The sequence below is a fragment of the Neiella litorisoli genome (assembly GCF_014773395.1).
Classification (GTDB): Bacteria; Pseudomonadota; Gammaproteobacteria; order Enterobacterales; family Neiellaceae; genus Neiella; species Neiella litorisoli.
Genome location: NZ_JACXAF010000001.1, coordinates 121,257 through 145,881, shown reverse-complemented (window position 1 = coordinate 145,881; position 24,625 = coordinate 121,257). Strand labels below are relative to the sequence as shown.

Annotated in this window: 20 protein-coding genes; 8 read left to right on the top strand and 12 right to left on the bottom strand. The window is 50.5% G+C overall.

All coding sequences use genetic code 11. The features are described from left to right. The first annotated feature begins 70 nt into the window (after window positions 1-70). Window positions 71-3,280 carry a thrombospondin type 3 repeat-containing protein gene (locus tag IC617_RS00625; protein ID WP_191143048.1) on the top strand — a complete coding sequence of 1,070 codons (3,210 nt, stop codon included), beginning with the start codon at window positions 71-73 and terminating at the stop codon, window positions 3,278-3,280. Window positions 3,281-3,409: 129 nt separating this feature from the next. On the opposite strand, the gene argH is transcribed toward IC617_RS00625, so the two are convergent. From argH to argC, 5 genes are read right to left on the bottom strand one after another with little or no spacing between them, the layout of a single operon-like run. Next, window positions 3,410-5,329: an argininosuccinate lyase gene (argH, locus tag IC617_RS00620; RefSeq protein WP_191143047.1), complete on the bottom strand. Its 1,920-nt coding sequence runs from the start codon at window positions 5,327-5,329 to the stop codon at window positions 3,410-3,412. A 2-nt stretch (window positions 5,330-5,331) separates the two neighbouring features. Continuing rightward, window positions 5,332-6,546 carry an argininosuccinate synthase gene (locus tag IC617_RS00615; RefSeq protein ID WP_191143046.1) on the bottom strand — a complete coding sequence of 405 codons (1,215 nt, stop codon included), beginning with the start codon at window positions 6,544-6,546 and terminating at the stop codon, window positions 5,332-5,334. A gap of 33 nt (window positions 6,547-6,579) precedes the next feature. After that, complete coding sequence (locus IC617_RS00610) at window positions 6,580-7,494, bottom strand: ornithine carbamoyltransferase (RefSeq protein ID WP_087504130.1); 915 nt, start codon at window positions 7,492-7,494, stop codon at window positions 6,580-6,582. Window positions 7,495-7,536: 42 nt separating this feature from the next. Continuing rightward, window positions 7,537-8,307 carry an acetylglutamate kinase gene (gene argB / locus IC617_RS00605; protein ID WP_191143045.1) on the bottom strand — a complete coding sequence of 257 codons (771 nt, stop codon included), beginning with the start codon at window positions 8,305-8,307 and terminating at the stop codon, window positions 7,537-7,539. After that, on the bottom strand, window positions 8,304-9,338 hold the full coding sequence (argC, locus tag IC617_RS00600; protein WP_191143310.1) for an N-acetyl-gamma-glutamyl-phosphate reductase: 1,035 nt from the start codon (window positions 9,336-9,338) through the stop codon (window positions 8,304-8,306). The genes argB and argC overlap by 4 nt, the downstream gene beginning before the upstream one ends. Before the next feature lie 341 nt (window positions 9,339-9,679). On the opposite strand from argC, the gene ppc reads away from it, so the two are divergent. After that, window positions 9,680-12,331 carry a phosphoenolpyruvate carboxylase gene (gene ppc, locus IC617_RS00595; RefSeq protein WP_191143044.1) on the top strand — a complete coding sequence of 884 codons (2,652 nt, stop codon included), beginning with the start codon at window positions 9,680-9,682 and terminating at the stop codon, window positions 12,329-12,331. An 85-nt stretch (window positions 12,332-12,416) separates the two neighbouring features. Here ppc and IC617_RS00590 read toward each other — a convergent pair whose 3' ends face one another. The 3 genes from IC617_RS00590 to IC617_RS00580 form a co-directional block, all read right to left on the bottom strand. After that, entirely contained in the window at window positions 12,417-12,647 is a 231-nt protein-coding gene (locus tag IC617_RS00590) for a helix-turn-helix transcriptional regulator (protein ID WP_191143043.1), read from the bottom strand. After that, a complete protein-coding gene (locus tag IC617_RS00585; RefSeq protein ID WP_191143042.1) occupies window positions 12,647-13,072 on the bottom strand; it encodes a DUF2178 domain-containing protein in 426 nt (141 codons plus the stop codon). The genes IC617_RS00590 and IC617_RS00585 overlap by 1 nt, the downstream gene beginning before the upstream one ends. Window positions 13,073-13,146: 74 nt before the next feature. Then, window positions 13,147-15,030: a sigma-54 interaction domain-containing protein gene (locus IC617_RS00580; RefSeq protein WP_224745696.1), complete on the bottom strand. Its 1,884-nt coding sequence runs from the start codon at window positions 15,028-15,030 to the stop codon at window positions 13,147-13,149. Between the two features lie 392 nt (window positions 15,031-15,422). On the opposite strand from IC617_RS00580, the gene IC617_RS00575 reads away from it, so the two are divergent. From IC617_RS00575 to IC617_RS00555, 5 genes are all read left to right on the top strand, one after another. After that, window positions 15,423-16,898 carry a CmpA/NrtA family ABC transporter substrate-binding protein gene (locus IC617_RS00575; RefSeq protein WP_191143041.1) on the top strand — a complete coding sequence of 492 codons (1,476 nt, stop codon included), beginning with the start codon at window positions 15,423-15,425 and terminating at the stop codon, window positions 16,896-16,898. Window positions 16,899-16,900: 2 nt separating this feature from the next. Next, window positions 16,901-17,725 (top strand): nitrate ABC transporter permease, encoded by an 825-nt coding sequence (gene ntrB, locus IC617_RS00570; RefSeq protein ID WP_224745695.1) that lies wholly within the window; start codon window positions 16,901-16,903, stop codon window positions 17,723-17,725. Between the two features lie 3 nt (window positions 17,726-17,728). Continuing rightward, window positions 17,729-18,646 carry an ABC transporter ATP-binding protein gene (locus tag IC617_RS00565; protein ID WP_191143039.1) on the top strand — a complete coding sequence of 306 codons (918 nt, stop codon included), beginning with the start codon at window positions 17,729-17,731 and terminating at the stop codon, window positions 18,644-18,646. A 42-nt stretch (window positions 18,647-18,688) separates the two neighbouring features. Next, window positions 18,689-19,129: a cyanase gene (gene cynS / locus IC617_RS00560; RefSeq protein WP_191143038.1), complete on the top strand. Its 441-nt coding sequence runs from the start codon at window positions 18,689-18,691 to the stop codon at window positions 19,127-19,129. A 76-nt stretch (window positions 19,130-19,205) separates the two neighbouring features. Then, window positions 19,206-19,679, top strand: a complete 474-nt coding sequence (locus tag IC617_RS00555) for a nuclear transport factor 2 family protein (RefSeq protein WP_191143037.1) — start codon at window positions 19,206-19,208, stop codon at window positions 19,677-19,679. Between the two features lie 17 nt (window positions 19,680-19,696). Here IC617_RS00555 and IC617_RS00550 read toward each other — a convergent pair whose 3' ends face one another. Both IC617_RS00550 and rpmE read right to left on the bottom strand, forming a co-directional pair. Then, a complete protein-coding gene (locus tag IC617_RS00550) occupies window positions 19,697-20,497 on the bottom strand; it encodes a thermonuclease family protein (RefSeq protein ID WP_191143036.1) in 801 nt (266 codons plus the stop codon). A 101-nt stretch (window positions 20,498-20,598) separates the two neighbouring features. Beyond that, on the bottom strand, window positions 20,599-20,811 hold the full coding sequence (gene rpmE, locus IC617_RS00545) for a 50S ribosomal protein L31 (protein ID WP_087504122.1): 213 nt from the start codon (window positions 20,809-20,811) through the stop codon (window positions 20,599-20,601). Between the two features lie 223 nt (window positions 20,812-21,034). On the opposite strand from rpmE, the gene priA reads away from it, so the two are divergent. Then, window positions 21,035-23,239 carry a primosomal protein N' gene (gene priA / locus IC617_RS00540; RefSeq protein ID WP_369410342.1) on the top strand — a complete coding sequence of 735 codons (2,205 nt, stop codon included), beginning with the start codon at window positions 21,035-21,037 and terminating at the stop codon, window positions 23,237-23,239. A 5-nt stretch (window positions 23,240-23,244) separates the two neighbouring features. Here priA and IC617_RS00535 read toward each other — a convergent pair whose 3' ends face one another. Then, the gene (locus IC617_RS00535; RefSeq protein ID WP_191143035.1) at window positions 23,245-23,949 is read right to left on the bottom strand and encodes a ChrR family anti-sigma-E factor; all 705 of its coding nucleotides are present in this window, start codon (window positions 23,947-23,949) and stop codon (window positions 23,245-23,247) included. Further along, window positions 23,942-24,613, bottom strand: coding sequence for a sigma-70 family RNA polymerase sigma factor (locus tag IC617_RS00530; RefSeq protein ID WP_224745694.1), 672 nt, complete (start codon window positions 24,611-24,613; stop codon window positions 23,942-23,944). Before IC617_RS00530 ends, IC617_RS00535 begins: the two co-directional genes overlap by 8 nt. Window positions 24,614-24,625: the final 12 nt, after the last annotated feature.

The following is a 24,625-nucleotide window of genomic DNA, read 5'->3' as shown; positions in this document are numbered from 1 at the left end:
AGTAGCTTGTGTCGATTAGCGAAGTATTGTTCTAAAAGTCCGAATGAACATTATTTAAGGGAACTAAAAAATGAAGATCATTCACTCCATTCTATTGTTGAGTTCACTGCTAACTCCCATTGGGACTAGCGCGTTAGAGCAAAAAATCTATGAAGTCGACCCTAACAGAGACTTGTCTCGCTCTGAGTCGATAGCGCCTACCTTTTATCAACAATACGGCCAGTATTTGTTCTTTGTTGGCCAACCGGATCTCGATATTCGGTGTTGTAGTGCCCAGCCTGCTTATCGAGGTATTGGTTTGTGGCGTTACGATTCATCAAATAATACTGCAAAGCAGGTGGTCTCAAATCTATCTTGGGGGGGGCGAGAAATGTCTAACCCCTATGCCGTCGTCAATGATCGAATCGTTTATTTTTCACCTGAAGGGCTTGTTTCAACTGATTTATCCGGCGGGAATCAGAAGCTCATTGCTGAATTAAAAGATGGAAGAGAAAACCAACGTGGCAACCAAATGGTTAGCTTTCGCGGTCATGTTTATTTCCCTGTTTATGACAACTATTTAAAGTCCGAGCTTTGGCGTTCTGATGGGACAGCAAGCGGGACATCAAAAGTTGACCTTTGCATAGGTGATGATTGTGCCAGCTCTCCGCGACACATGGTGGTGTCTGCAGACAAACTGTTTTTTATCGCTAGTTCTTCAACTCGCAAAGGGAATATTTGGGCGGTTAATCATAGTGGCGAAGCCATCAGACTGACCGATGTGACGGTATCGGCAGATGAGAGGATATTCCCTGCGGACACAGGTGTTTATTTTAACTCTACCGCTCAGCTTTGGTTCACTGATGGCACGACTACAGGCTCGCATGCGGTAAATTTCTATAGAAATGGCGCTCCCTCTCAAGCCGCCGAGGCGATCCAGTTGGGTAGCTCAGTTGTCGCCGCAGCTGATGAAATCTATGTGATTTCTGAAAATGGCCAAGGTACGACCACTCTGCTTGATATCGATCCGCGGCAGGAGGTTGGCTTCACATACGTAAGCTCTCCGGCGAGCTTAACGTTACTTAACGACAAAGTTTATTTCATCGCTAAGTTCTATGATCCCATTAACGGGTTAGATACACACAAGTTGGTGAGCATTGATGGTAGCGATGGTGGCATTACAGAGGTATTTGAATTTCCTCCGGTGAGATTTGAAAAATTTAAAATGCTTGGTGCAAAAGGAAGCAAAATTGTTTTGGCTCGGCATGTGCCCGACAATTCAAATTCCACTTCAATCACTAACGAAATATGGGTTAGCGATGGCACAACAGAAGGTACTGTTCGAATCTCAGAAAATGGCATTCCCAATAATTTGTGGTCCTATAGTCCTTGGCATTTTGTTGCCAATGATTTGTTTTTCTCTGGTTTTGATGAGGAGCATGGTATTGAGCTGTGGCGAACCGATAGTTCTGAGCCAGGTACTCTGCTAGCCAAGGATGTCGGCTACGGGCAAACTCGAGTGCAAAAAGGCCCCCTTGCCAGCACCGGTGATGAGGTGTTTTTTACTATGCAGCATCGGTGGTATGGCATCAAAGACGGGCTCCTTGGTCACCATATAGAGCGAGAATTGTGGAAGACAGATGCTTCGACAATGGAAAGTTCTCAAGTTACTCAATGGTCGTTTCCAAATAGGAAATTAGTGCAAATAGTGCCCGTTGATGGAGGGCAGTACTGGTGGCTAGAGAATGCCGTTTATTCTGATTCCCTCGACCTGATGTTTTACCGATATGATACTGGCACAGTCACAACACTCATTACCGAGATGCATGACCATTGTGTTGACTATGACGTAAACAACCGAAAAGTGGCGACGCTGGGCAGTCAGTATTTCTTTCAAGCTCCTGTCATTGAGGACGGCTACATGAGGTGTCAGCTTTGGGTTACTGATACCACTACAGAAGGTACCAAACCACTTACCAACTTCCCTCAAACAGCGATAAATGGCGAGAACATTGACAAAATCCTTGTTCATCAACAAGAGGTCTACTTTACGCTCTTAGTGAATAACGATGAGCACATTGAACAACGCTCGATTGTTTATAAGGTCGATGGAGAAACTGGTGACGTGGTCGAAGCATTTACCATTCCGTTCGGCGATCAGGAAATACCTCCATTTATCGAAGAGGTGTTATCCACACCTGACGGCCTATATTTAGTGACTCACTTTGGGTCATCCAATTTATGGTTATGGCAGCCTTCTGGCCTGATCAACATCTTGAAAAATGTCGATGATTTATCGATTCGAACGATGACCAGATTTAACCAAGGCATTGCCTTTGTGAGGGACAATGCCATTTGGTCAAGCGAGGGACAAGGTGGAAAAGTTTCATCTCTGATCGAGCTCTATGATGTTGCATATAATCAGTGGGGCACCCACAAACTGTATTCAACTCCCGATAGCGCACAGCTGATATATAGCGCATATGACCAAGATGGTGCCTACCGGATGTGGGTTACTGATGGAACAGCAGCTGGAACTCGGGCACTTGGGCCTGAACTGGCGGATGGAGGGTTTCAAGTTGGCGCTTTTGCGGGAAGTGATTTTTACGTCACCGACTTTGCCGATTACTTGAATTCACAACAATTCGAATATTTAACGCGCTATTCATTGAGTAATGAAAGCACTGAATTGTTGATGACGAAATCTGTTTTAAGTACACACTACCCAACAACGATTCTCGCCGCTCAAAATAAGATATTTATTGGTCAGGAAAGAGAAGGTGTATCAACCTATGAGCCAGGATTTGGTGGTCCGTATGTGACGGCCCAGTTAGCTGGGGAAGATTTTGATGGTGACGGTGTTGCTGATGCTGATGATGCGTTACCGCTGCACTATTTGGAACATATTGACACTGACAACGACCAGATTGGCAATGGTTTCGATATCGATGATGACAATGATGGTTTTGAAGACACTTTCGATTTGTTCCCGCTGAACGCAAGTGAGTGGTTGGATAACGATGGCGATGGTATTGGCGATATAGCTGATCTGGATGACGACAACGATGGCGTCAATGACTGGCTTGATTCATACCCTCGAGACTCCTCTAAAAGTACCAATGTGCCGGACGATGACAATGGCAATTCTGGCGGTAGCAGCGGTGGTTCGTCAGGAGGAGGTAGCAATGGCGGTGCGTCACAACAGTCAGGCGGAGGCGGCAGTATCAATTTCTATTGCCTAGTTGTGGGAGTGTTGTTGGTCATCACTCGCAATAGAAAGAGCCTGCAGAGGGTTCGTTAGTTCTTCGCGCAACAGACAGCGGCGTATTGGGTTTGCAGTGCGGGCTTCCATCTTGCGATATTGCACATAGCGCAACCACAAAAAAGCCCCGATAATCGGGGCTTTGCAATTCAGCTGGATAGCAATTGATTACAAGAAGTATTCCATCGCGACTTCATCACAGGCGTGTTTCTTCGGACAAATATCGCAATCTTTCATCACCTTCTCCGGCAGCTGATCTTTGCTGGTGTAGGTGAAGCCGATTTTCTCGAAGAAAGTTGGCACTCGAGTGAGGACGATTAAGCGCTTCAACTCAAGGTCTTTCGCGCGTTGCATCATGTATTGCACCAGTGCTTTACCTTGGCCTTGGCCATGCTTGTCATAGTCAACGCCGAGGCTGCGGATTTCCGCTAAGCCGGTACCGTAGATATACAGCGACGAGCAACCAACAACTTTCTGATCAATCTCAGCAACAGCGAAGTCGAGAATAGAGCGAAGCAAATCATCACGACTGCGTGGCAGCGTTTCGCCTTCTTTGGCCCAATGAGAAACGATGCGATCGATCTCATCCATATCAGACAAGCGAGCTTCGCGAACACTTAATACTTCCGCTTTCTGGGCGTTCAAACGTTGCTGTACCTGACCAAGCGCGTAACCAACCTGACCCACCGACGTACCGCCTTTGGCTTGGCCTTGCTGGGTTTCGAAGCCGCTCTTACCATTCAGTGCCGACTCAACACTGGCACGGCTGGTACCGCCAAGCACTTCGCGCTTAGCAAGGCAGGCTTCGATGGTGAGGTGTTCAAAGACATCATCATCGATCAAATCGCTGAACTGCTTGAGATCGGCTAACTCGAACTCTTCGAGCGCTTTGTTTTGCTCAATCGCCGCCACCACAGCTTCACCCACCACGTGGTGTGCTTCGCGGAATGGTAGGCCTTTGGCAACCAGATAGTCAGCCAGTTCAGTGGCGTTGGAGTGGCCTTGTTGAGCTGCCTTCAAAGTCGCATCTTGATTGACCTTGAGGTCTTGCAAGCAAAGTGACGCCATGTCCAAACACGCCAGCCAAGTATCAACCGCGTCAAACAGGCCTTCTTTGTCTTCCTGCATGTCTTTGTTGTAGGCCATTGGTAGCGCTTTGATGGTGACCATCAAGGCACTTAACGAGCCAATAACTCGACCGGTTTTACCACGGATCAGTTCCAGCGCATCCGGGTTCTTTTTCTGCGGCATCAACGACGAACCAGAGGTCACTGCATCATCCAACTCGATGAAGCCAGCTTCACCTGAGTTGTAGAAGATTAAATCTTCGGCCATACGCGACAAGTGCAGCATGGAGGTACTGGCAGAGAACAACAGCTCCAACACGTGGTCACGATCAGACACCGCATCCAAGCTGTTCAAGGTGGCAGAGCGGAAGCCCAAAGATTGCGCCAGTTCATCACGGTCAATCGGGTAGGCAGTACCGGCCAAAGCGCCGGAGCCCAGTGGGCAGCGGTCCATTCGATGCAGTGCATCTTTCACTCGGCTCAAGTCACGATCGAACATCTCAACATAAGCCAAGCACCAGTGGCCAAAGGTCAATGGCTGGGCGCGCTGTAAGTGGGTGTAACCTGGCAAAACCGTCGACTGCTCGCGAGCAGCTAGGTTAACCAGCGCTTCTTGCAGCTTGACCAATGCGGCGTAGATTTCTTCGCCTTGCTCTTTGCACCACAGCTTGAGATCGGTGGCGACCTGATCATTACGGCTACGGCCGGTGTGGAGTTTTTTGCCCAAATCACCGACCTTATCGATCAACTTGCCTTCGACCCAGGAATGAATGTCTTCCGCATCCGACTGGAGGATTTGATTCGGATCTTGCTGCACTTCAACCAGCAATTGCTCCAATGCTTGTTGCAAGTCTTGCTGCTCTTCAACAGTCAGCACGCCAGCTTTTTGTAACGCCTGTGACCAAGCCACAGAGCCAACAATATCCTGTTCCGCCAGACGGTAATCGAACGGCAACGAATCATTAAATGCTTTGAATCGTACGTCACTGCCTTGTGAAAAACGTCCACCCCATAACGCCATGATTACTTCTCCTGATCTTTCAGCGCTTTAATCCGGCTTGATAGTGTATACAAGCGGATGAAACCTTCAGCATGTTTTTGGTCGTAAACATCGTCAGCACCAAAAGTAGCAAACTCTTCAGAGTACAGGCTGTTTGGTGAGCGCTTCTGAGTTGCGGTTACTGAGCCTTTGTAAAGCTTCAGCACAACTTCACCGTTCATGTCAGCACTGTAGGCATCGGCAGCGCCTAACAGAGAATCTTTTAGCGGCGTGAACCAACGGCCGTCATAGACCAAGTGTGCGAACTGCTCACCAACGGTGTGTAGCCACTCGCGTGAACGCTTGTCCATCACCAATTCACGAATCGCTTCTAGCGCGGCGATGATCACGGTACCGCCCGGCGTTTCGTAACAACCGCGAGACTTCATGCCGACCAAACGGTTCTCAACGATGTCTACCCGACCAACGCCATGCTCGGCAGCAATCGCGTTCAACTTCACGACCATTTGATACGGGCTGAGTGCTACGCCATTCAGGGCAACCACTTCACCGTTCTCAACTTTCAGGGTCAGGTATTCCGCTTCGTTTGGTGCTTGCTCTGGTGATTTTGTCCACACCCAAGCTTGCTCAGAAGGTTCGTTCCAAGTTTCTTCCAGCTCGCCACCTTCGGTTGAGATGTGCCACGCGTTGGCATCACGGCTGTAGATCTTGGTCAGGCTGGCAGAACAAGGGATGTTGCGCTCTGCGAGGTAAGCCAGCAAGTCTTCACGAGACTCCATGGTCCACTCACGCCAAGGAGCAATAACTTTCAAATCTGGAGCAAGTGCTGCGAAACAACCTTCGAAACGGATTTGGTCATTGCCTTTACCAGTACAACCGTGACAAACCGCATCCGCACCAACTTTACGTGCCACTTCAACGTGGGCTTTGGCAATCACTGGGCGTGCCATCGAAGTACCCAACAGGTAAGTGCCTTCGTAGATAGCGCCAGTCTTCAAGGTTGGGTAGATGTAATCAGCGGCAAACTCTTCTTTTAAGTCAACGATGTGACATTCAGTTGCACCGGAGGCCAATGCCTTTTCTTCCAAGCCCTCTAGCTCTTCATCGCCTTGGCCAACATCGGCACAGAAAGCAACTACTTCACAACCTGGGTAGGTTTCTTTAAGCCAAGGAATGATGGCAGAAGTATCCAAACCACCAGAGTAGGCCAACACGACTTTTTTAATTGTTTCGCTCATTATCTCGCGCTCCAAAATTCTTATTTAGTTCACTTATTTCTGTAACAGTGCCAGCATCACGGCGTTTTGCGCGTGCATGCGGTTTTCGGCCTGTTGCATGATGATGGATTGCTTGCCGTCCAGTACATCGGAAGTCACTTCTTGTTCCCGGTGCGCTGGCTGGCAGTGCATGAAGTATTGTGCGCCGCTCATCGCCATCAGTTGCTTATTGACCTGATACGGCATGAATTTTTCGGCAATCACTTCAAATGGGGTTTCGTCGCCCATTGAAATCCAAGTATCGGCATAAATCGCATCAACGCCTTTCAGATCGTTGATGTCATTGCTAATCACCAATTTGGCACCGGACTTGGCGCAAAGCTCTTGAGTATCGACGACAACCTGACCATCAACGCTATGGCCCGGCGGTGTCACCACGACCATGTTGCAGCCCAGAATGGCTGCGGTCAGCATCAGTGAGTGGGTGACGTTATTGCCATCGCCAACATAAGCCAGCGTTTTACCTTCAACACTGCCAAACTGCTCAGTAAGTGCTTGGAAGTCGGCTAATGCCTGGCAGGGGTGATACAAATCTGATAGTGAGTTAATCACCGGCACTGAACCGTATTCGGCTAGCTCTTCCAGCGTTTTCTGGCTGAATACCCGAGCAACAATGCCATCAACCCAGCATGACAGATTCATGGCAAAGTCTTTGACGCTTTCGCGTTTGCCCAATGCGCCATTTTGTTGGTCGAGGTAAACCGCGTGGCCGCCCAATTTTTGGATGCCAACATCAAAGCTCACGCGAGTTCGCAGCGACGGTTTTTCAAAAATGGTAGCAATGCTCTTGCCGGCCAGCGCCTGCTGATATTTTTGCGGGTTTTGCTTGAGGTCGATGGCTTGGGCGATCAGCTGTTCGATGGTCGCTTTGTCCAGATCCTTGACCGTTAGTAAATGTTCAAACGTCATAATTTATCTCGATGTGTCGCTGTCTGACGGTTTGTCGGTTAATCAGGGCAGAATACGGGTGCCGACTGGCTCGCCTTGTAATAGGCCTATCAGTCGCTCCGGATAACGCCAGTTAGCAACGGCAATGGGGCGTGATAGAGACCGCGCTGTTGCCAATGCTGCTTTGGTTTTTGGGATCATGCCATCGGTAATGACACCATCGCTAATCAATTGTTCAATGCCTGCTTCATCCAGCTGTGGGATCAGTTGTTTGTCGCCATCCAACACGCCGTCGACATCAGAAAGTAGCACTAAATCGGCGCTTAGTAACTGGGCAATCACAGTTGCCGCATCGTCACCATTGACATTGAGCAAGCGGCCTTCGGCCGACATCGCAATGGACGAAATGACCGGCACTTTGCCTGCCGATAAAAGAGCCTGCACTAAGGCAGGATCAGCTGCTTCACACGTCCCAACAGCACCGAGTTTCGGATTCAGTTCTGTTGCTGTGGTAATGCCTCCATCGGCGAGGCTAATGCCACAGGCATCAACACCGCTTTGTTTGGCATAAGAGACGAGTAGTTTGTTGGCGTAACCGGCAAGCGCGCCGACCACAACCGGCATGTGTTCATCAGGGGTCACGCGCAGACCGTTGAGCTTTTCACTGACCAGTTGCTGGGCCTGCATTTGTTGTTCAACAAAAATGCCGCCGCCATGGACCAATACCACCTGATGGCCTTTGGCCTGCAGATCGGCCACTGCGCTGAACAGTTTCAGCGCAGGCTCAGCTTGCTCCATTACCGCGCCGCCAAGTTTGATAACCACTAAACTCACAGCGCAGCTCCTGACTCAAACGGGAAGTCAATCAAACCAAAGCGCAGGTTGGCGCATTGAATGGCTTGACCAGCAGCACCTTTGAGCAAGTTATCTTCGGCTGCAATCAACACGGCGTGACCGCTGGCTTCATCAACTTTCCAGCCGATATCGACATGACAGGTGTTGACCACATTCTTGATGCTTGGTGTTTGCCCCATTTCATCGTACAAACGAACGCAACTGCTGCTGTCATACGCCTTGTGATAGGCCTGACTAACTTGTTCAGCTGTTACTCCTTGGGCCAATTTCACTGTGACCGTGGCAACAATGCCACGTGGGAAGTTGCCTAAGTGCGGTGTGAAGATAACGTCGCGGCCGAGTTGGTCACTAATTTCAGGCTGGTGACGATGACCTAGCACGCCATATGGATGCAGGCTGACTTCGCAGAAACTGTTGGTCATGCTGGCTTTGCGGCCAGCGCCTGAAACACCAGAAACAGCATTGATCACCGGATATTGGACGTCATCCAATAGTCCAGCCTCTTGCAGGGGTTTTAATGCGGTTAATGATGCGGTTGGGTAACAACCGGGAACGGCAACCAAATCAGCTGTTTTGACCGCGTCGGCGTTCCATTCAGCAAGGCCATAAACAGCTTTTTTCAGTAATTCAGGCTGCTCATGCTCAAAGCCATAAAACTTCGGATAAACCTCGGCATCGGCAAAGCGGAAGCCGCCGGATAAGTCCATCACTACGGCGCCTTGAGCCAAAAGGGTCGGTGCAAGTTGGGTTGAAACTTGATGCTCAGTGGCTAGGAACACCAAGTCATGCTGCTTACCAACTTGCGCCAATTCGTCATCGGTAAGCGGGGTTACCGGCAAATCGAGTAATCCCAGAAAGCGACCATGCAGTTGACTCAGCTGTTTACCACCATCGACAGAAGCGGCGGAAACATAAACTTTTCCGAGCTCTAATTGCGGGTGGCGAGCAATCAGTGCTGCCAACTCCACGCCGGTATAACCGCTGGCTCCAATCACGGCACAACGAATCAACTGAGACATACTTTTTCCAGAATTATCAGGGCAAAAAACAAGGGTAAAGGGCACCCTTTAAAATGAGAGTCACACATTAGCTTTGATTGCATGGTTATGCAACAAAAATGCATGAATATATGGATTATTCAATTCGCTCTGTTGTAAACTTTAGTTACCACAATTGAATAGATCGTGTTCAGAAAGTGGTCAGAAAGCCGGCAAGTTGAGGCTTTTTATATACCTGATAGAATCGGTAAACTATTCGAGGCCAATTTGCCTCGCTTAGTAACAGCACTAATTTTGAAACCGGCACCTTGCTGGTTTTATTTTGTTTGCAGCGTTAACGAAGGTACATGTTCATGGAACACTATGAAGCCTTGCGCGCCAATGTGCGTACATTAGGAAACCTGTTAGGCGATGTCATTCGTCAGGACTTGGGCGAAGAACTATTTGACCAAGTCGAACACATTCGCACCTTATCGAAGGCTGCGCGTGCTGGTGATAGCGACGCCAACCAACAGCTAGAAGCAACTTTAAATGACCTGAGCGATGATGAGCTCATGGGCGTTGCGCGTAGCTTCAACCACTTCTTGACTTTGGCGAACACTGCCGAGCAATACCACAACATTTCCAGAGCAGCGAATCAAGCCATCGACAAGCCTGATCCGTTTGAAGACATGCTCGAGCGCTTCGAGCAGCAGGAAATCAGCAAAGACAAACTCGCTGAAGCAATTAACCAGCTGTCGGTGGAGTTGGTGTTAACCGCGCATCCAACTGAAACCAGTCGTCGCACCATGATCAACAAGTATGTGGAAGTCGCCGATTGTCTGGAGTTATTGGAGCAAACTGATTTACCGCGCCGTCAGCGCCAGAAAACTGAAAATCGTTTGGCATCGCTGATCCATCAAGCGTGGTGCTCTAACGAAATTCGTAGTCAGCGACCAACCCCAGTGGATGAAGCCAAATCGGGCTTTGCTGTGGTTGAGTCATCTCTGTGGAATGCCATACCTGATTATTTAGAGCAGCTTGATGATCTGCTGCAAACCAAGTTGGGCATGTCCTTGCCGATTGATGCCCGGCCGGTGAAATTTGCCTCATGGATGGGCGGCGACCGTGACGGTAACCCATTTGTGACGGCTAAAGTTACTCGTGAAGTACTGTACTTGGCCCGCTGGAAAGCAGCCGATCTGTACATCGCTGATTTGGACGTATTAGCGAGCGAATTATCGATGCGCGCATGCAACGACAAAGTGCGTGAGTTGGTGGTTGATAGCAATGAACCGTATCGCGAAATCGTCAAAAACCTGCGAGACCGGATGAAAGCAACCCGCGCCGCACTGTTCCGCGCACTTAACGGCAGCAGCTCTCAGCTTAAACAAGATGGTTTGATCAATACCAAAGCTGATCTGCTGGTGCCGCTGCAATTGTGCTACGACTCGTTGATTGAATGCGGCATGAAAACCATTGCCAATGATCGCCTGTTGCGCACTATCCGCCGCGTTCACTGCTTTGGTATTCACCTGACTCGCCTCGATATTCGCCAAGATGGTGAGCGTCATGCTCAAGTGTTCAGCGAGCTGACTCGCTACCTTGGGTTGGGCGATTACATGCAGTGGAGCGAGGAAGACAAGCAGTCGTTCCTGCTGCAGGAATTGAATAGCAAACGTCCGCTGATCCCAAGCAATTGGCAGCCAAGTGAAGAGGTACAAGAAGTACTAGACACCTGTGCGGTGATTGCCGATACCGACCCAGATACCTTGGGTACCTACATTATTTCCATGGCGAGTAACCCATCGGATGTGTTGTCGGTTCACCTGCTGTTGAAAGAAGCAGGCATCAGCTATGCCATGCCAGTGGCTCCCCTGTTCGAAACACTCGATGATTTGGATGGTGCTGTTGATTGTATGGAACGCCTGTTCTCTGTGGACTGGTACCGTGGCTACATCAATGGCAAACAAGAAGTGATGATTGGCTACTCGGATTCAGCCAAAGACGCTGGTGTTCTTGCCGCTGCTTGGGCGCAATATTCAGCGCAGGAAGCTCTGGTGGCGCTGGCCGAGCAAAAAGATATTGCCATTACCCTGTTCCACGGTCGTGGCGGCACCATTGGTCGCGGTGGCGGGCCTGCTCACCAAGCGATTTTGTCGCAACCTCCGGGCTCCCTCAAAGGTGGCCTGCGGGTGACTGAACAGGGCGAAATGATTCGCTTTAAGTTCGGTCTGAGTGATTTAGCGGTGCGCAGTTTGGCCATTTACACCAGCGCGGTGCTAGAGGGCATGCTAATGCCACCGCCAGTGCCACAAGATAGCTGGCGCGAGGTGATGAATGGCTTGGCCGAAGAATCGTGCGAAGCTTATCGCGCGATTATTCGCGGCGAGAAAGATTTTGTGCCTTACTTCCGCGCAGCGACACCAGAGCAGGAGCTGGGCAAATTGCCGCTGGGCTCGCGTCCCGCCAAGCGTAAACCTGGCGGCGGTGTTGAATCACTGCGAGCTATTCCTTGGATTTTTGCTTGGTCGCAGAACCGTCTGGTACTGCCTGCATGGCTGGGCGCGGGACAAGCATTGGCCAGTGCGTTGGCCTCTGGCAAGGCCGAACTGATTGAGGAAATGTTCACCACTTGGCCATTCTTCCGCACTCGGATGCTGATGCTGGAAATGGTGTTCATGAAGTCGGATGCTAGTTTGTCGGCCTACTACGACAAAGTGTTGGTACCAGCAGAGTTGCAACCATTGGGCGTGAAACTGCGCAATCAATTGGCGTCTGACATCGATACGGTACTATCGATTACTCATGATGAGGGCTTGATGTCTCGCGAGCAGTGGAGTCGCGAGTCGATTATGCTCCGCGCCACCTACATGGAGCCGCTGCACCGCTTGCAAGCGGAGTTGCTGAAACGCAATCGTGCATGTGAAGGTGATGAAGAGTGCGAAGCTGCGCAGAAGCACTTAGAGCTCGCGCTGATGATTACCATCACAGGTATTGCTGCCGGTATGCGCAACAGTGGTTAATTTCCGGTGAGTTGATTGACAAAGGCCGCCTTCGAAATGGGCGGCCTTTTTGTTTGGTTACAGCCAAAGATCAACAGGCTCAAGATTATGCTGATTCTTCGGATTCATCATTCCAATAAAAAACAGCGTTAATGTCTGTTTCAAACAGTCTGGCAAGACGAAACGCAGTTTCAAGCGATGGCGAATAACGACGCTGCTCGATGGCTGCAACTGTTTGTCGAGTGACGCCAATCGCCTCACCCAGTTCAGACTGGGTTAGACCCACTTGTTCACGTAATACTCGGACGTTATTTGATATCGGGAATGGCTTCGGCATTAATTTAGACTTCTTCGATTGAACACAATGTGCAGGGCATACTCTGCTAAATGGCTTAAAACAAGGCTGGCAAAACACCCATAAAACAGGATCTGTCCGTCTTGTATCAACAGAAATGACAGCAGAGCCAAAACAACGCCGACTGCCAAAACATGCGAAGAGAGATGCCCAGCTTTTTGGACAATCAAGCGCTCACGCTCATCAGCTGGCGCATTGGCTTCCTTTGGGTTCAAAACAGCCGCAATGATATGGCCAGCTATCGCGATTACGACAGTCACAATAGCTAACCCAAGTAGAGCGGGTGCGCTAGGCGAGGGTAATGCTCCTGAATTAATGGTTAAGTTGAAAAGACTAACAACATAAAAAATAACAGAACAGGATAGTGCCACTAGCATTACCCAGGCTGACTTTTCTTGGAATGACATGACAGACACCAGTGTTAAAAATATTTAACATAGACCCTAGTTCGGCAGACATCTGATGTCAAATATTTTTAACATCAAACATGTTCGCCCTTAAACAGGCGCACATCGATACCCAACCGTTTGATGCGTGAAGCCAGTGTGGTCGGTTTTACGCCCATAATTTCTGCCGCACCATCGCGGCCAAAGACCTTGCCTCTGGCTTGTTTCAAGGCATTGATAATGCTCTGTCGCTCGTGTTGCTTTAAATCACTGGCGGTGACAATGGCTGATTCCGCGATATTCAATTCGGTTCGCTGCTGAGTCTCGGTTTGCAAGTCGTCAAACTTTAACCATTGGCCGTGAGCCAAAATAACCTGACGCTCGATGACATTTTCTAATTCACGAATATTGCCCGGCCAGTCATAGCGCTTGAGGGTTTCCAGTTGGGCTAGTGAGATCCGCATGTCGGGCTTGTTGAGTCGCTTACCGGCTTTGTCGAGAAAGTGTTGAGCCAAAAGCGGAATATCATCCGCTCGTTGTCGTAACGGCGCTGATTCAATGGGAAATACGTTTAGGCGAAAGTACAGATCTTCGCGGAAGGTGCCGGCGGCCACCATCTCGGCAAGATTTCGGTTGGTTGCGGCAATGATGCGAACATCGACATTGCGCGTTGATGACTCACCAATTCGCTCCAGTTGCTGCTCTTGCAGCACCCGCAGTAATTTGCCCTGCAACGCCAGCGGGATCTCGCCCACTTCATCAAGAAACAAGGTGCCACCATGGGCCAGTTCAAATCGCCCCGGTCGGTCGCTGGTGGCGCCGGTAAAGGAGCCTTTGGCATGGCCGAAAAATTCACTTTCAAACAGTTCGGCGGGAATAGCGGCACAATTCACCCGAATCAACGACCGTTTACTGCGCTTACTTGATTCATGAATGGCGCGAGCAATTAATTCTTTACCTGTGCCTGATTCGCCGCAAATAAGCACGGTGACATCCGTTGGTGCCACTAAATTAATTTGTTTCACCAGCTCTCGGACTGCTTGAGAGCGGCCGACTATTTGGTGGTTGTTGAATTCGGAACTGATTTCTTCTTGTAGATAGGCATTTTCCATTTCCAATTGCTGGCGCAGTTGGTCGACTTCTTTTAAGGCTTGAACCAGCTCGCGCTGGGCGCGTTTCTTTTCGGTAATGTCGCGAAAAATCACCACTGCGCCAACCACTTGATCGCCATCTTTGATTGGTGTGCTGGTGTACTCCACATCAATGGGTACGCCGGATTTTGACCAGAATACGTCGTCATCTACCTGACGCACTTCTCCTTCCTGAAAAGCGGCATAAATCGGGCAGTCTTCAACGTGATAATGGTTGCCGTTGCAATGTTTATAGTGAATGGCGGTGTGAATATTACGACCAATCAACTCCTCGCCTCGAAAGCCTAAGATCCGCTCGGCAGCAGGGTTAATAAAGGTGGCTTGGCCATTGGCATCAACGCCATAAATACCTTCGCCAGCAGCATCAAGAATAAGCTGATTTTCGCGTTCAAAGTCCTGAAAAATGCGCGCCATTCGCTGCCATTGACCAATCCCAGAGCGGTAGTGGCGCTCGGCGTCAGATTGGACTCGATTGCGGTCGATTTTTTCAACATCCTGAAAAACAAACTGAATCATCTGCCGACCTTCCAGCTCAACCTGACTGGCCAGTGTTTCAAGCGTGATGGGTGTTTCTTGCTCGGCGATTTTGACGCTCAAGGTATCTGACCAAGCGTGGCCATTCATCATGGTTTCCTGAGTGAATACCACTAATTGGGTAAAGCAGTGATTAAACCAGCTACTGGCATGGGTCTGTTTTAGCTCGGCTAAAGGCACCTGCAGCAATTGGCAAGCAGACTTATTGGCCGCTTCAATCAGGTTTGATACGGGGCACACCATCAACTGGGGTACGGGAGAATTCCAAAAAGCGATTTGTTCAATTGTTGCCATCAACTGCTCTGCTCGTTGGAGCGCACAAGGGTCCATATTGAATTGCATTTCAATTTTTACGCCAATCACTACGAAATGTCGTGGTCGCAACTACGAGTTTTCGTGTTCTACGAAATTTCGTAGCCATATCTAGAGCCTTTGATTTCTCATTAAATTAATTAAAAACAATTAGTTAAGCATGTTTTGAAAAGTTGGTTCTGTCTTTGCAACTCACTCTGGCGTAGGGAACAAGGCCAGCGAACTCGACTTATTCACGGGGCGCTAACCGTCAGTCGAGCCGCGTAACGACCATTTTTGCTGCAGTTTTAGGTGCAGTGAATGGCTCAAGCACAACTCTGGTGCTTTGTTTCCAAGCCAATTAATCACAGTACTTTCAAAGGGAGAAATACGGCATGGCCATCAAAAGCTTAGGAAACCCTTTTGATCACAAAGTCGGACTGACGCACACCATCGATTGCGATTGTATGGATTGCCAACTGCAACGCCAACCGCAACTGAGCGACAAACAGCGGACAGAGGCGCTTGAAGCCTATGGTGATCAATATGATCAGCAAGCTCGCCAGTCAGTTAAGCCTGAACAAAAAGCCAGTCAACAAGCGGCAATGACGCAAGAAGACATCATGGATCGGGCAGTGGAAAGCGCCATCGTCCGCGGCATGTTTGGTCATCATGATCAGAGCCGTCGCCAATTTATTCGCATGGTGGGTGGCGGTACTTTAGCCGCGGCACTGGGCTCCATTTTACCGCTCGATAAAGTGAAGGCCGCGGTAAAAGATGGCATCGGTCAGCTCGAGAAAACCAAACTTAACATTGGCTTTGTGCCGATTACTTGTGCCACGCCAATTATCATGGCCCACCCGATGGGCTTCTATTCCAAGTACGGATTGGATGTTGATGTGATCAAAACCGCGGGTTGGGCGGTTGCTCGCGATAAGTCATTAAATGGCGAATACGATGCATCGCACATGCTGACGCCAATGCCATTGGCAATGACCATGGGCGCAGGCTCTACTGCGACGCCCTACATCATGCCGGCGGTAGAAAACATTAATGGCCAAGCCATTGTGCTGCACAACAAACACAAAGATAAGCGCGATCCGAAGCAATGGAAGGGCTTTAAGTTTGGCGTGCCGTTTGACTATTCCATGCACAACTTCTTGCTGCGCTACTACGTCGCTGAATTCGGTCTTGATCCAGATAAAGACATTCAAATTCGCGTGGTCCCGCCACCAGAAATGGTCGCCAACCTGCGCGCGGGCAACCTCGATGGTTACCTGTCGCCGGACCCATTTAACCAGCGCGCGGTGTACGAGAAAGTTGGCTTCATTCACACCCTGACCAAAGATATTTGGGAAGGGCACCCATGCTGTGCGTTTGCTTGTAGCCAGAAGTTTGCCACTGAGATGCCGAACACTTATACCGCATTGTTCCGCGCCATTGTCGATGCAACCCACTATTCGGCCGACCCGGCAAACCGCAGCGAAATTTCTGCCGCAATTGCACCAAAGAACTACCTCAACCAGCCCGAGATAGTGATTCGCCAGGTGCTGACCGGCCGTTATGTGGATGGCTTGGAGAAGAAGGTTTATGACGTCCCTGATCGGATCGATTTTGACCCATTCCCGTGGCATTCGATGGCGGTATGGATCCTGACGCAGATGAAACGCTGGGGTTATGTCGATGGTGATATTGATTACAAAGGCATTGCTGAGCAGGTCTACGTTGCTTCGGATACCGCCAAAGTGATGAAAGATCTTGGCTACGAAGCGCCGAGCAAAACCTATGAGAACTACACCATCATGGGCAAGCCCTTCGATTACCGAGATCCGGAAGGTTACGTCAACAGCTTTGCCATCAAAAGGGGTTAATGATGTCATTGAACATGCGAGCGACTGTTGTTGCACTAGTGTTTCTCGCGGTTTTGCTGGGGCTGTGGGAGGCGATGAACCAGCCTCCTGAAGCATCGGAAGCGCTAACCGAGTTTGAGTTGTTAATGGGTGGCGCTGACGATCAGGCTCGGGTGCCGCCGCCATCGCAAGTGTTGGCTTTGGCGTGGCAGGAGTTGAGCAATCCTTTTTACGATGCAGGCCCAAATGATAAAGGCATCGGCATTCAGTTGGCCTACTCGCTCTATCGGGTGCTGACCGGCTATTTTGCAGCGGCGTTGATTGCCATTCCGCTCGGTTTTGTCATTGGTATGTCGCCGTTGATGTACCGAGCACTCAATCCGTTTATTCAGGTGTTAAGGCCGATCTCGCCCTTGGCTTGGATGCCATTGGCATTGTTCATCATCAAAGACTCGGAACAGTCGGCGATCTTTGTGATTTTCATTTGTTCGATTTGGCCAATGTTAATTAACACCGCCTTTGGCGTGGCCAATGTTCGCAGCGATTGGATCCGAGTGGCGCAAACCCATGAGCTCAGCCCATGGCGAACTGCTTGGAGTGTGATTCTGCCGGCTGCCGCGCCAACCATTCTGACGGGAATGCGGATCTCCATTGGTATTGCTTGGCTGGTGATTGTTGCCGCAGAGATGCTGGTGGGTGGAACCGGCATCGGCTACTACGTGTGGAACGAGTGGAACAACCTGGATTTAAACAGCGTGATCTTCTCCATTTTGATGATCGGCGTGGTGGGCATGCTGTTGGACATGGCGTTGTCAGCTGTTTCCCGCTTGGTCGCTTACGAGGAGTAGCCCATGACAGATAAAAAACCTTTGGTATCGGTCGAAGGCCTGAGTAAAGCCTACCCAAGCCCCAACAAAGGGCCGGATTTGGTGGTCTTCAAGGACGTCAATATTGCCCTAGAGAAAGGCGAATTTGTTTGCATTATTGGCCATTCGGGCTGCGGCAAGTCGACCATTCTTAACGTGCTGGCCGGGTTAGACGAAGCGTCATCTGGCGGCGTCATCATGGAAGGTAAAGAAGTAGCGGGGCCCAGCTTAGACCGCGGTGTGGTATTTCAGAATTACAGTCTGATGCCGTGGTTAAGTGCGCTGCAAAACGTCAACTTCGGGGTCCGTGCGCGTTTTCCAAGCTGGTCGGCGGAGCAGGTCGAGGCGCACAGCAAGAAGTACTTGGAAATGGTCGGCCTGTCGACAACGATGGACCGCAAACCATCACAGCTATCGGGTGGCATGCGCCAGCGAGTCAGTATTGCGCGGGCCTTTGCCACCCAACCGAAGTTGTTGTTGCTGGATGAACCCTTTGGCGCGCTTGATGCGCTCACCCGAGGCATTATTCAAGACGAACTAATCAAGATCTGGTCGGAGTCGCAGCAGACCGTGTTTATGATCACCCATGATGTCGATGAAGCCATTTTGCTGGCCGATCGGGTGTTGCTGATGACCAATGGTCCTGAAGCGAAAATTGCCGAGTCAGTGACCATCAACTTACCGCGCCCGCGCCAGCGCTCAAACATCATCGAGCACCCTGGCTACTACAAGATCCGCAATCATTTGGTTGATTTCCTCGTCAATCGCTCGGGCGAACTGGCGTTGCGCGAATCGTCAGACAATAGCCCTGTGATTGTCGATCCAACGGATGATATGACCGATGAACCCGAACCTACCGACATCAAGCTTGTTGCAAGTGAGTCGGAGCAGCCCGCTGCATAACTTTGTTTTGACCTGATGTTGTTGAACAACAAGGAGCAATTTATGAATAAAGAACAAATGACTGATGCCATCGTAGCCGCTAAGACCCAGTTAAACCTAAGTTGGGAAAAGATGGGGGTCGATTTGAATATGTCGCCAGTGTGGCTGGCATCGGCTTGTCTTGGCATGAATAGCGCGCCGCCTGAAAAAGCCGCCGCCATCAGCAGCTACTTAGGGCTGGGCGAGGAAGTCACCACGGCGTTGATTGCCTTTCCAACCAAAATTTGGGATCAGGCCGTGCCGACGGATCCTTTAATTTACCGGCTGTACGAAGTGGTTGGGGTTTATGGCGAAACCCTCAAAGAAGTGATTCAGGAGAAATTTGGTGACGGCATCATGAGTGCCATCGATTTCTCGATGGAAGTGGACAAAATCGAAGATCCCAAAGGCGACCGAGTGTTACTGACGCTAAACGGTAAGTTCCTGCCATATAAATCTTGGTGATGATCCCGCCATAACCACAACAAAATAAGTAAAGGGTATTGGCTGCCAATGGCAGCCAAACCACAAGGAGAGCGCAATGACTGACGAATCTCGGCCACCATTTCCGCCTTTCGATGCCACCTCGGCGGCGATAAAAGTGCGTAAAGCGGAAGATGCTTGGAATCGAAAAAATCCTGCCGCCGTGGCTTTGGCCTACAGTGCGGATTCGGTGTGGCGCAATCGTTCCGAGTTTATTCAAGGTCGGCAGCAGATTGAGGCGTTTCTTAGCGGTAAATGGCAACGAGAGCTGGATTACCGTTTGTGTAAGGAATTATGGGCTTTCACCGACAATCGCATCGCGGTTCGTTTTGCTTATGAGTGGCATGATGACTCAGGCAATTGGTACCGCTCTTATGGCAACGAGAACTGGGAATTTAACCCACAAGGCTTGATGCAACGACGGATCGCCAGCATCAATGATTTATCAATCGCCGAAAGTGAGCGTTTGCTTACTTGGGATGGCGATGTTCGGCCGGATGATTACCCATCACTTAGCCAACTTGGTTTGTAAGCTCCGAGCAACAGATCTTAGTCTGGCTTAACCTTATCAACCCAGCGCTCCATTTCATCAATGCGAATAACCTGTGAGCTGTGGTTTAAGCGAATTCGCCATTTGCCGTAGGACTCATACAACACACCGCGGACAATCCAATCTTCGCCAGCCACCGACGGGTTGGCTGGGATCAGCAATTGCTCGATGACTTGGTTTTCCCCGCCGACCCACAGTTTGTTATCAAGTAGCCACCAGCTGTGATTTTGGTTGCGTTGAAATTTGGTCACGGTGCCGCGGTATTCGCGCCATCGCTTTGAAGGCCGGTTGATTTGGCTGACCGCCAATGGCTGATTCGCTGCAAGTTGCCACAAGCCTCGCTTATCGCGACGGGCAATCCACTCGGCCATGTTGTAGCAGCGCCACAAGTCGTTATCACCAATCACCATCAGCTTGGCATAACCGCCAAGTAGTAACTGCTGGTTGATGTTTTTACCTTGATGATTGACTAAGTGGGCAAGGGTGCGGCCGTGACGATCGCGCGGGCGACGATCGACAACCATGCTCAGAGGTTTATCGTCAATCAGCTGGTCGAGGCGGTTGCGCGCTTGTAAGGCATAGGGTTCGTTGCGCGAAGGCTGCTTGTGGTCAAGCTCTGGGGTGTCGATGCCGGTAAAGCGGATGCGGCGGCCGTCGGTTAGGGTAATGGTATCGCCATCGTGGAGTTGCGCCATGGTGACTTGCTGCGCGGCGCCTTGTGGCAGGCAGTCGAGCATCTGGCCAAAGGCATGATAGGAAAGCACCAAACCAGCAAAAAGAATAACACGCGATAGACTCATGATGTTTTGTTCCGACGACGCTCAGTGGGTAAGGATTTCAGTACGGGGCGGACAAACAAAAAAGGCGCCATCCGGCGCCTTTTTCTGCTGGTGCAAGAATATTACTTCTTGCCCAAAGCGCCGAAACGCTTTTTGAAGCGATCAACGCGTCCGCCAGAATCCAGAACTTTCTGCTTACCAGTGTAGAACGGGTGGCAAGAGCTACATACGTCGATGTGGAAATCTTTACCTAAAGTAGAGCGAGTCTTGATTGTGTTACCACAAGAGCAAGTTGCTGTTACTTCAGCGTATTCAGGGTGAATACCTTGTTGCATGGAAAACCTCAATTATCAGGCCGTGTCGCTATCCAACCCGGAGTCAGACACCACACGTGGTTTAGTTACTTCTGTTTGGGGCGCGAATGGTAAAGCAGTTGTGGTGCGGGATCAAGCCCAATTGCTAACTTTTTAACCAATTTTAGTTTGGCTTGGCTCGGTTCCACTGCGCTGGGTGAACCATGGTAAGCTTGCGCTATTCCAAAATAGCGTGATTTTGTTCGTGTCAGACCTTCGCTTTATTCATGTTGCTTTGCCGGTACCGATGCGGCGAATCTTTGATTATTTACCTCATCCCGAGCAACAAATCGTTGTTGGTGGTCGGGTTAGAGTGCCCTTTGGTCGCCGCATGATGATCGGTATTGTGGTGGGCGAAAGCGATCACAGCGAATGGCCCGTTGAGCAATTAAAGGCGATTGATGAGGTGTTTGATCAGACGCCGATTTGGCCGCCATCCTTGCTCGACTTATTTAAATGGGCAGGGCGCTATTATCAACATCCGATTGGCGAAGTGCTCAGTCACGCTTTGCCGAAGAAGTTGCGTTTGGGTGAGCAACCCAACAGTGCTGATATTGAAGTTTGGCAGCTCACTGAGGCCGGAGCGGCGCAAGATAGTCAGTCGACCAAGCGAGCGCCCAAGCAATGGCAGTTATTGGAGTTGCTGAAAGCCGGAGCTCAGGAACGGGCAACGCTGAGTGCTCAAGGCGTGACTGGCGCCACCATTCAAGCGGTGGCGAAAAAGGGCTGGATTGAACCCGCGCCGCTGAGCGCCTTGAATGAATCCGCGTGTTGTCAGCCGACTCAACCGCCGGCAACTACCGAGCAAAGTATTGCTATTACCGCCTTATGTTCGCGCTTGCAGGGATTTTCGGTCAGCTTGCTTGAGGGCATTACCGGCTCAGGCAAAACTCGGGTTTACCTTGATGTCATGGCGCAAGTGATTGCCAAGGGCAAGCAAGTCTTGGTGCTGGTGCCTGAAATTGGTCTGACGCCGCAAACCTTGAGCCGTTTTCGCAATCATCTCGGGGTTCGGATTGGTCTGGTTCATTCTGGGCTGAACGACAGTGAGCGACTGGCTGCTTGGCAAGCAGCGCGAACCGGAGAGCTACCGGTATTACTTGGTACTCGCTCGGCTATTTTTACGCCGATGGCGAATTTGGGCTTAATTGTGGTCGATGAAGAGCATGATGGCAGCTATAAGCAGCAAGATGGCTTTCGTTATCAGGCGCGTGATTTGGCGGTGATGCGGGCCAGAAATGAGCAAGTGCCGCTGTTATTAGGTTCCGCCACGCCGAGCTTTGAATCATTGGCCAACGTTGAAGCCGGTCGCTATCAACACTTGACTCTGACCGAGCGCGCAGCGGGCGGCCAGCTTCCCCAAATTGCGGCCATCGATATGCGTCAGCAAGTCATGAGCGGTCCTTTGTCTGCGCCCATCATCAACGCCATGGAACAGCATCTGCAAGACAACAACCAAGTGCTGGTGTTTTTGAATCGTCGTGGCTTTTCACCTGTCTTGCTGTGTCATGAGTGTGGTTGGTTTGCCGAGTGTCAGCGCTGCAATCGGCCATTCACATGGCATAAAGGATTTCGCCGACTGGTGTGTCACCATTGCCAAGTTGAGCGCCCAGTGCCACATCAATGTGATTCATGTGGTAGCACTCAATTGGTGCCGGTTGGTCAGGGTACCGAGCAACTCGAAGAGGCCTTGCAGGCGCAGTTTCCGCAATATCCCGTGGTGCGCATCGATCGCGACTCAACACGCCGTAAAGATGCCTTTGAAAACCTAGTCGCCGATGTTCAGCGGGGTCACTATCGAATTTTGGTAGGGACTCAAATGCTGGCCAAAGGCCATGATTTTGCCGATGTCACCTTAGTGATCATTGCCGATGTTGATGGCGCGCTGTTTAGCAGTGATTTTCGCGCCGGAGAGCGAATGTGTCAGCTTCTCACTCAGGTTTCTGGCCGCGCCGGCAGAGCGGGTCAGCAGGCGCAGGTTTTGCTGCAAACCCACTACCCCGATCATCCTTGGGTACAACAACTTCAAACCGAAGGTTATCAGCAAGTCGCGCAAGCGTTGCTCGCAGAGCGTAAACAAGCGCAATTACCGCCCTATGCGGCCATCGCCATCATTCGAGCTGAAGCGAATGATGAAACCAAGGTGGCTGAGTTTCTGGCGTCGGCGGAGTCTGTACTATCGGAAGCCGCCAGAGGCGTAAACGACAAGGGTGGCGTCATCGTAATGGCGCCGGGACCGTGCGCCATGGTGCGCAAAGCAGGGCGTTATCGTTGGCAACTGGCTTTGCTGGCACCACAAAAATCAGCGATTCAGCAGCTGCTCAACCAAACACTGGGCGAGATAGAAGGCTCTAAGCTCGCCCAAGTGGTGCGGTGGCATGTTGATGTCGATCCCCACGACACCGTTTAAGGCAATTAGTACAACAACTTGCCTAACGGGTTGAGCAAGCGGGTGGCTCCACTGGTGAAGTGCAATGGCGCTTCGACTGCGGTGAAACACAAGCAGTCCTCAGTCGAGCTGGCACCTGGTTTGTGGGTGTGGTCGCCATCGCGATAGATAAAGTCACCTTCTTGGTAAACCTCATCACCGTCGACAAAACTGCCCGACAGCACCAAGGTGATTTCGCGGCCTTTGTGGGTGTGCTCTGGGATCTCACCACCCTGCTCAATGTAATAGAAACTAGTCCGCCAGGCGTCATGTTCTGCGAGTCGGCCTCGCCACAGCTTGCCCAACTGACGCCAATTATCACCCGCCACTAACTCGGGCTGATCGCACATTTGACGCTGCAGTGCTCGGGGTAACAAGAACTTACTTTGCTGCCAGCGAATGTGCTTGGGCTTGCTGTGTTCACGGGCAAGGCTGGCGGTTTCGACTGGCGCCGGATCGCTGTCGAGAATCGCTGCCATCATGGCTGACAAATCAGCGGATAACTCGACGTCTGCGGTTGGCTCTGGCTGTTGCTCAATCTCTGCTGCTAATTCCAGTTCAATTGCTTTTACTTGTTGTTGGCACAAGCGACACATATCGACATGGGCAGAAACGCAAAGCGCTAGCGCGGGCGGTAGCTCTCCGCCGACAAAGGCGCGCAATAAATCGCTGCTTGGGTGGCTTTTAATCATAATCGTTAGCCTCAATTTTTTCTTGTAGCTTCTGCACTGCTAACCGTATACGAGATTTCACTGTGCCTAACGGGATGTTTAACTCATCGGCCACTTGTTGCTGCGGCTTATCTTCTAAATACACTTTGCGGATCACCTCCATTTGAGCTGGCGATAACGCGTCGTAGTACTTTTCCAGTTGTAGTTGCAACACCAAATGATCCGGTTGACTGCGGCCTTCGTCGGCTTCTGCTTCTAATACCGGCCATAGGTCTTCAGCGCTAATCACGTCAGCTTTACTGCTGGCTTTGCGCAACTGGTCGTATCGTAGGTTACGAGCGATGGTATAAATCCAAGTTGACGCAGCGCCTTTTCCGGCGTTGTACAAATGGGCTTTTTGCCAAACCGTCATCATGGTGTCCTGCACCAGCTCCAGAGCGACTGCTTCATTGCCGTCGCATAAGCGAATGGCAAACATTTTCAACCGTGGCGCGAAATGATTGAACAAGGCGGCGTAATGTTTGCGGCACTTGTTTTCGGCGATTTGAACCAGCGCATCCTTCCAACGCTGACCATCATTTTCTGGCGACTTCGATTTTGCTTCTGGTTGCGGTTTCATCTGGCCCGACACTAAAGGAGAAGTGTTGGCAGTATAACCACAAACGCTACTCGGTGCTGATGACATCCTGACTCCTAT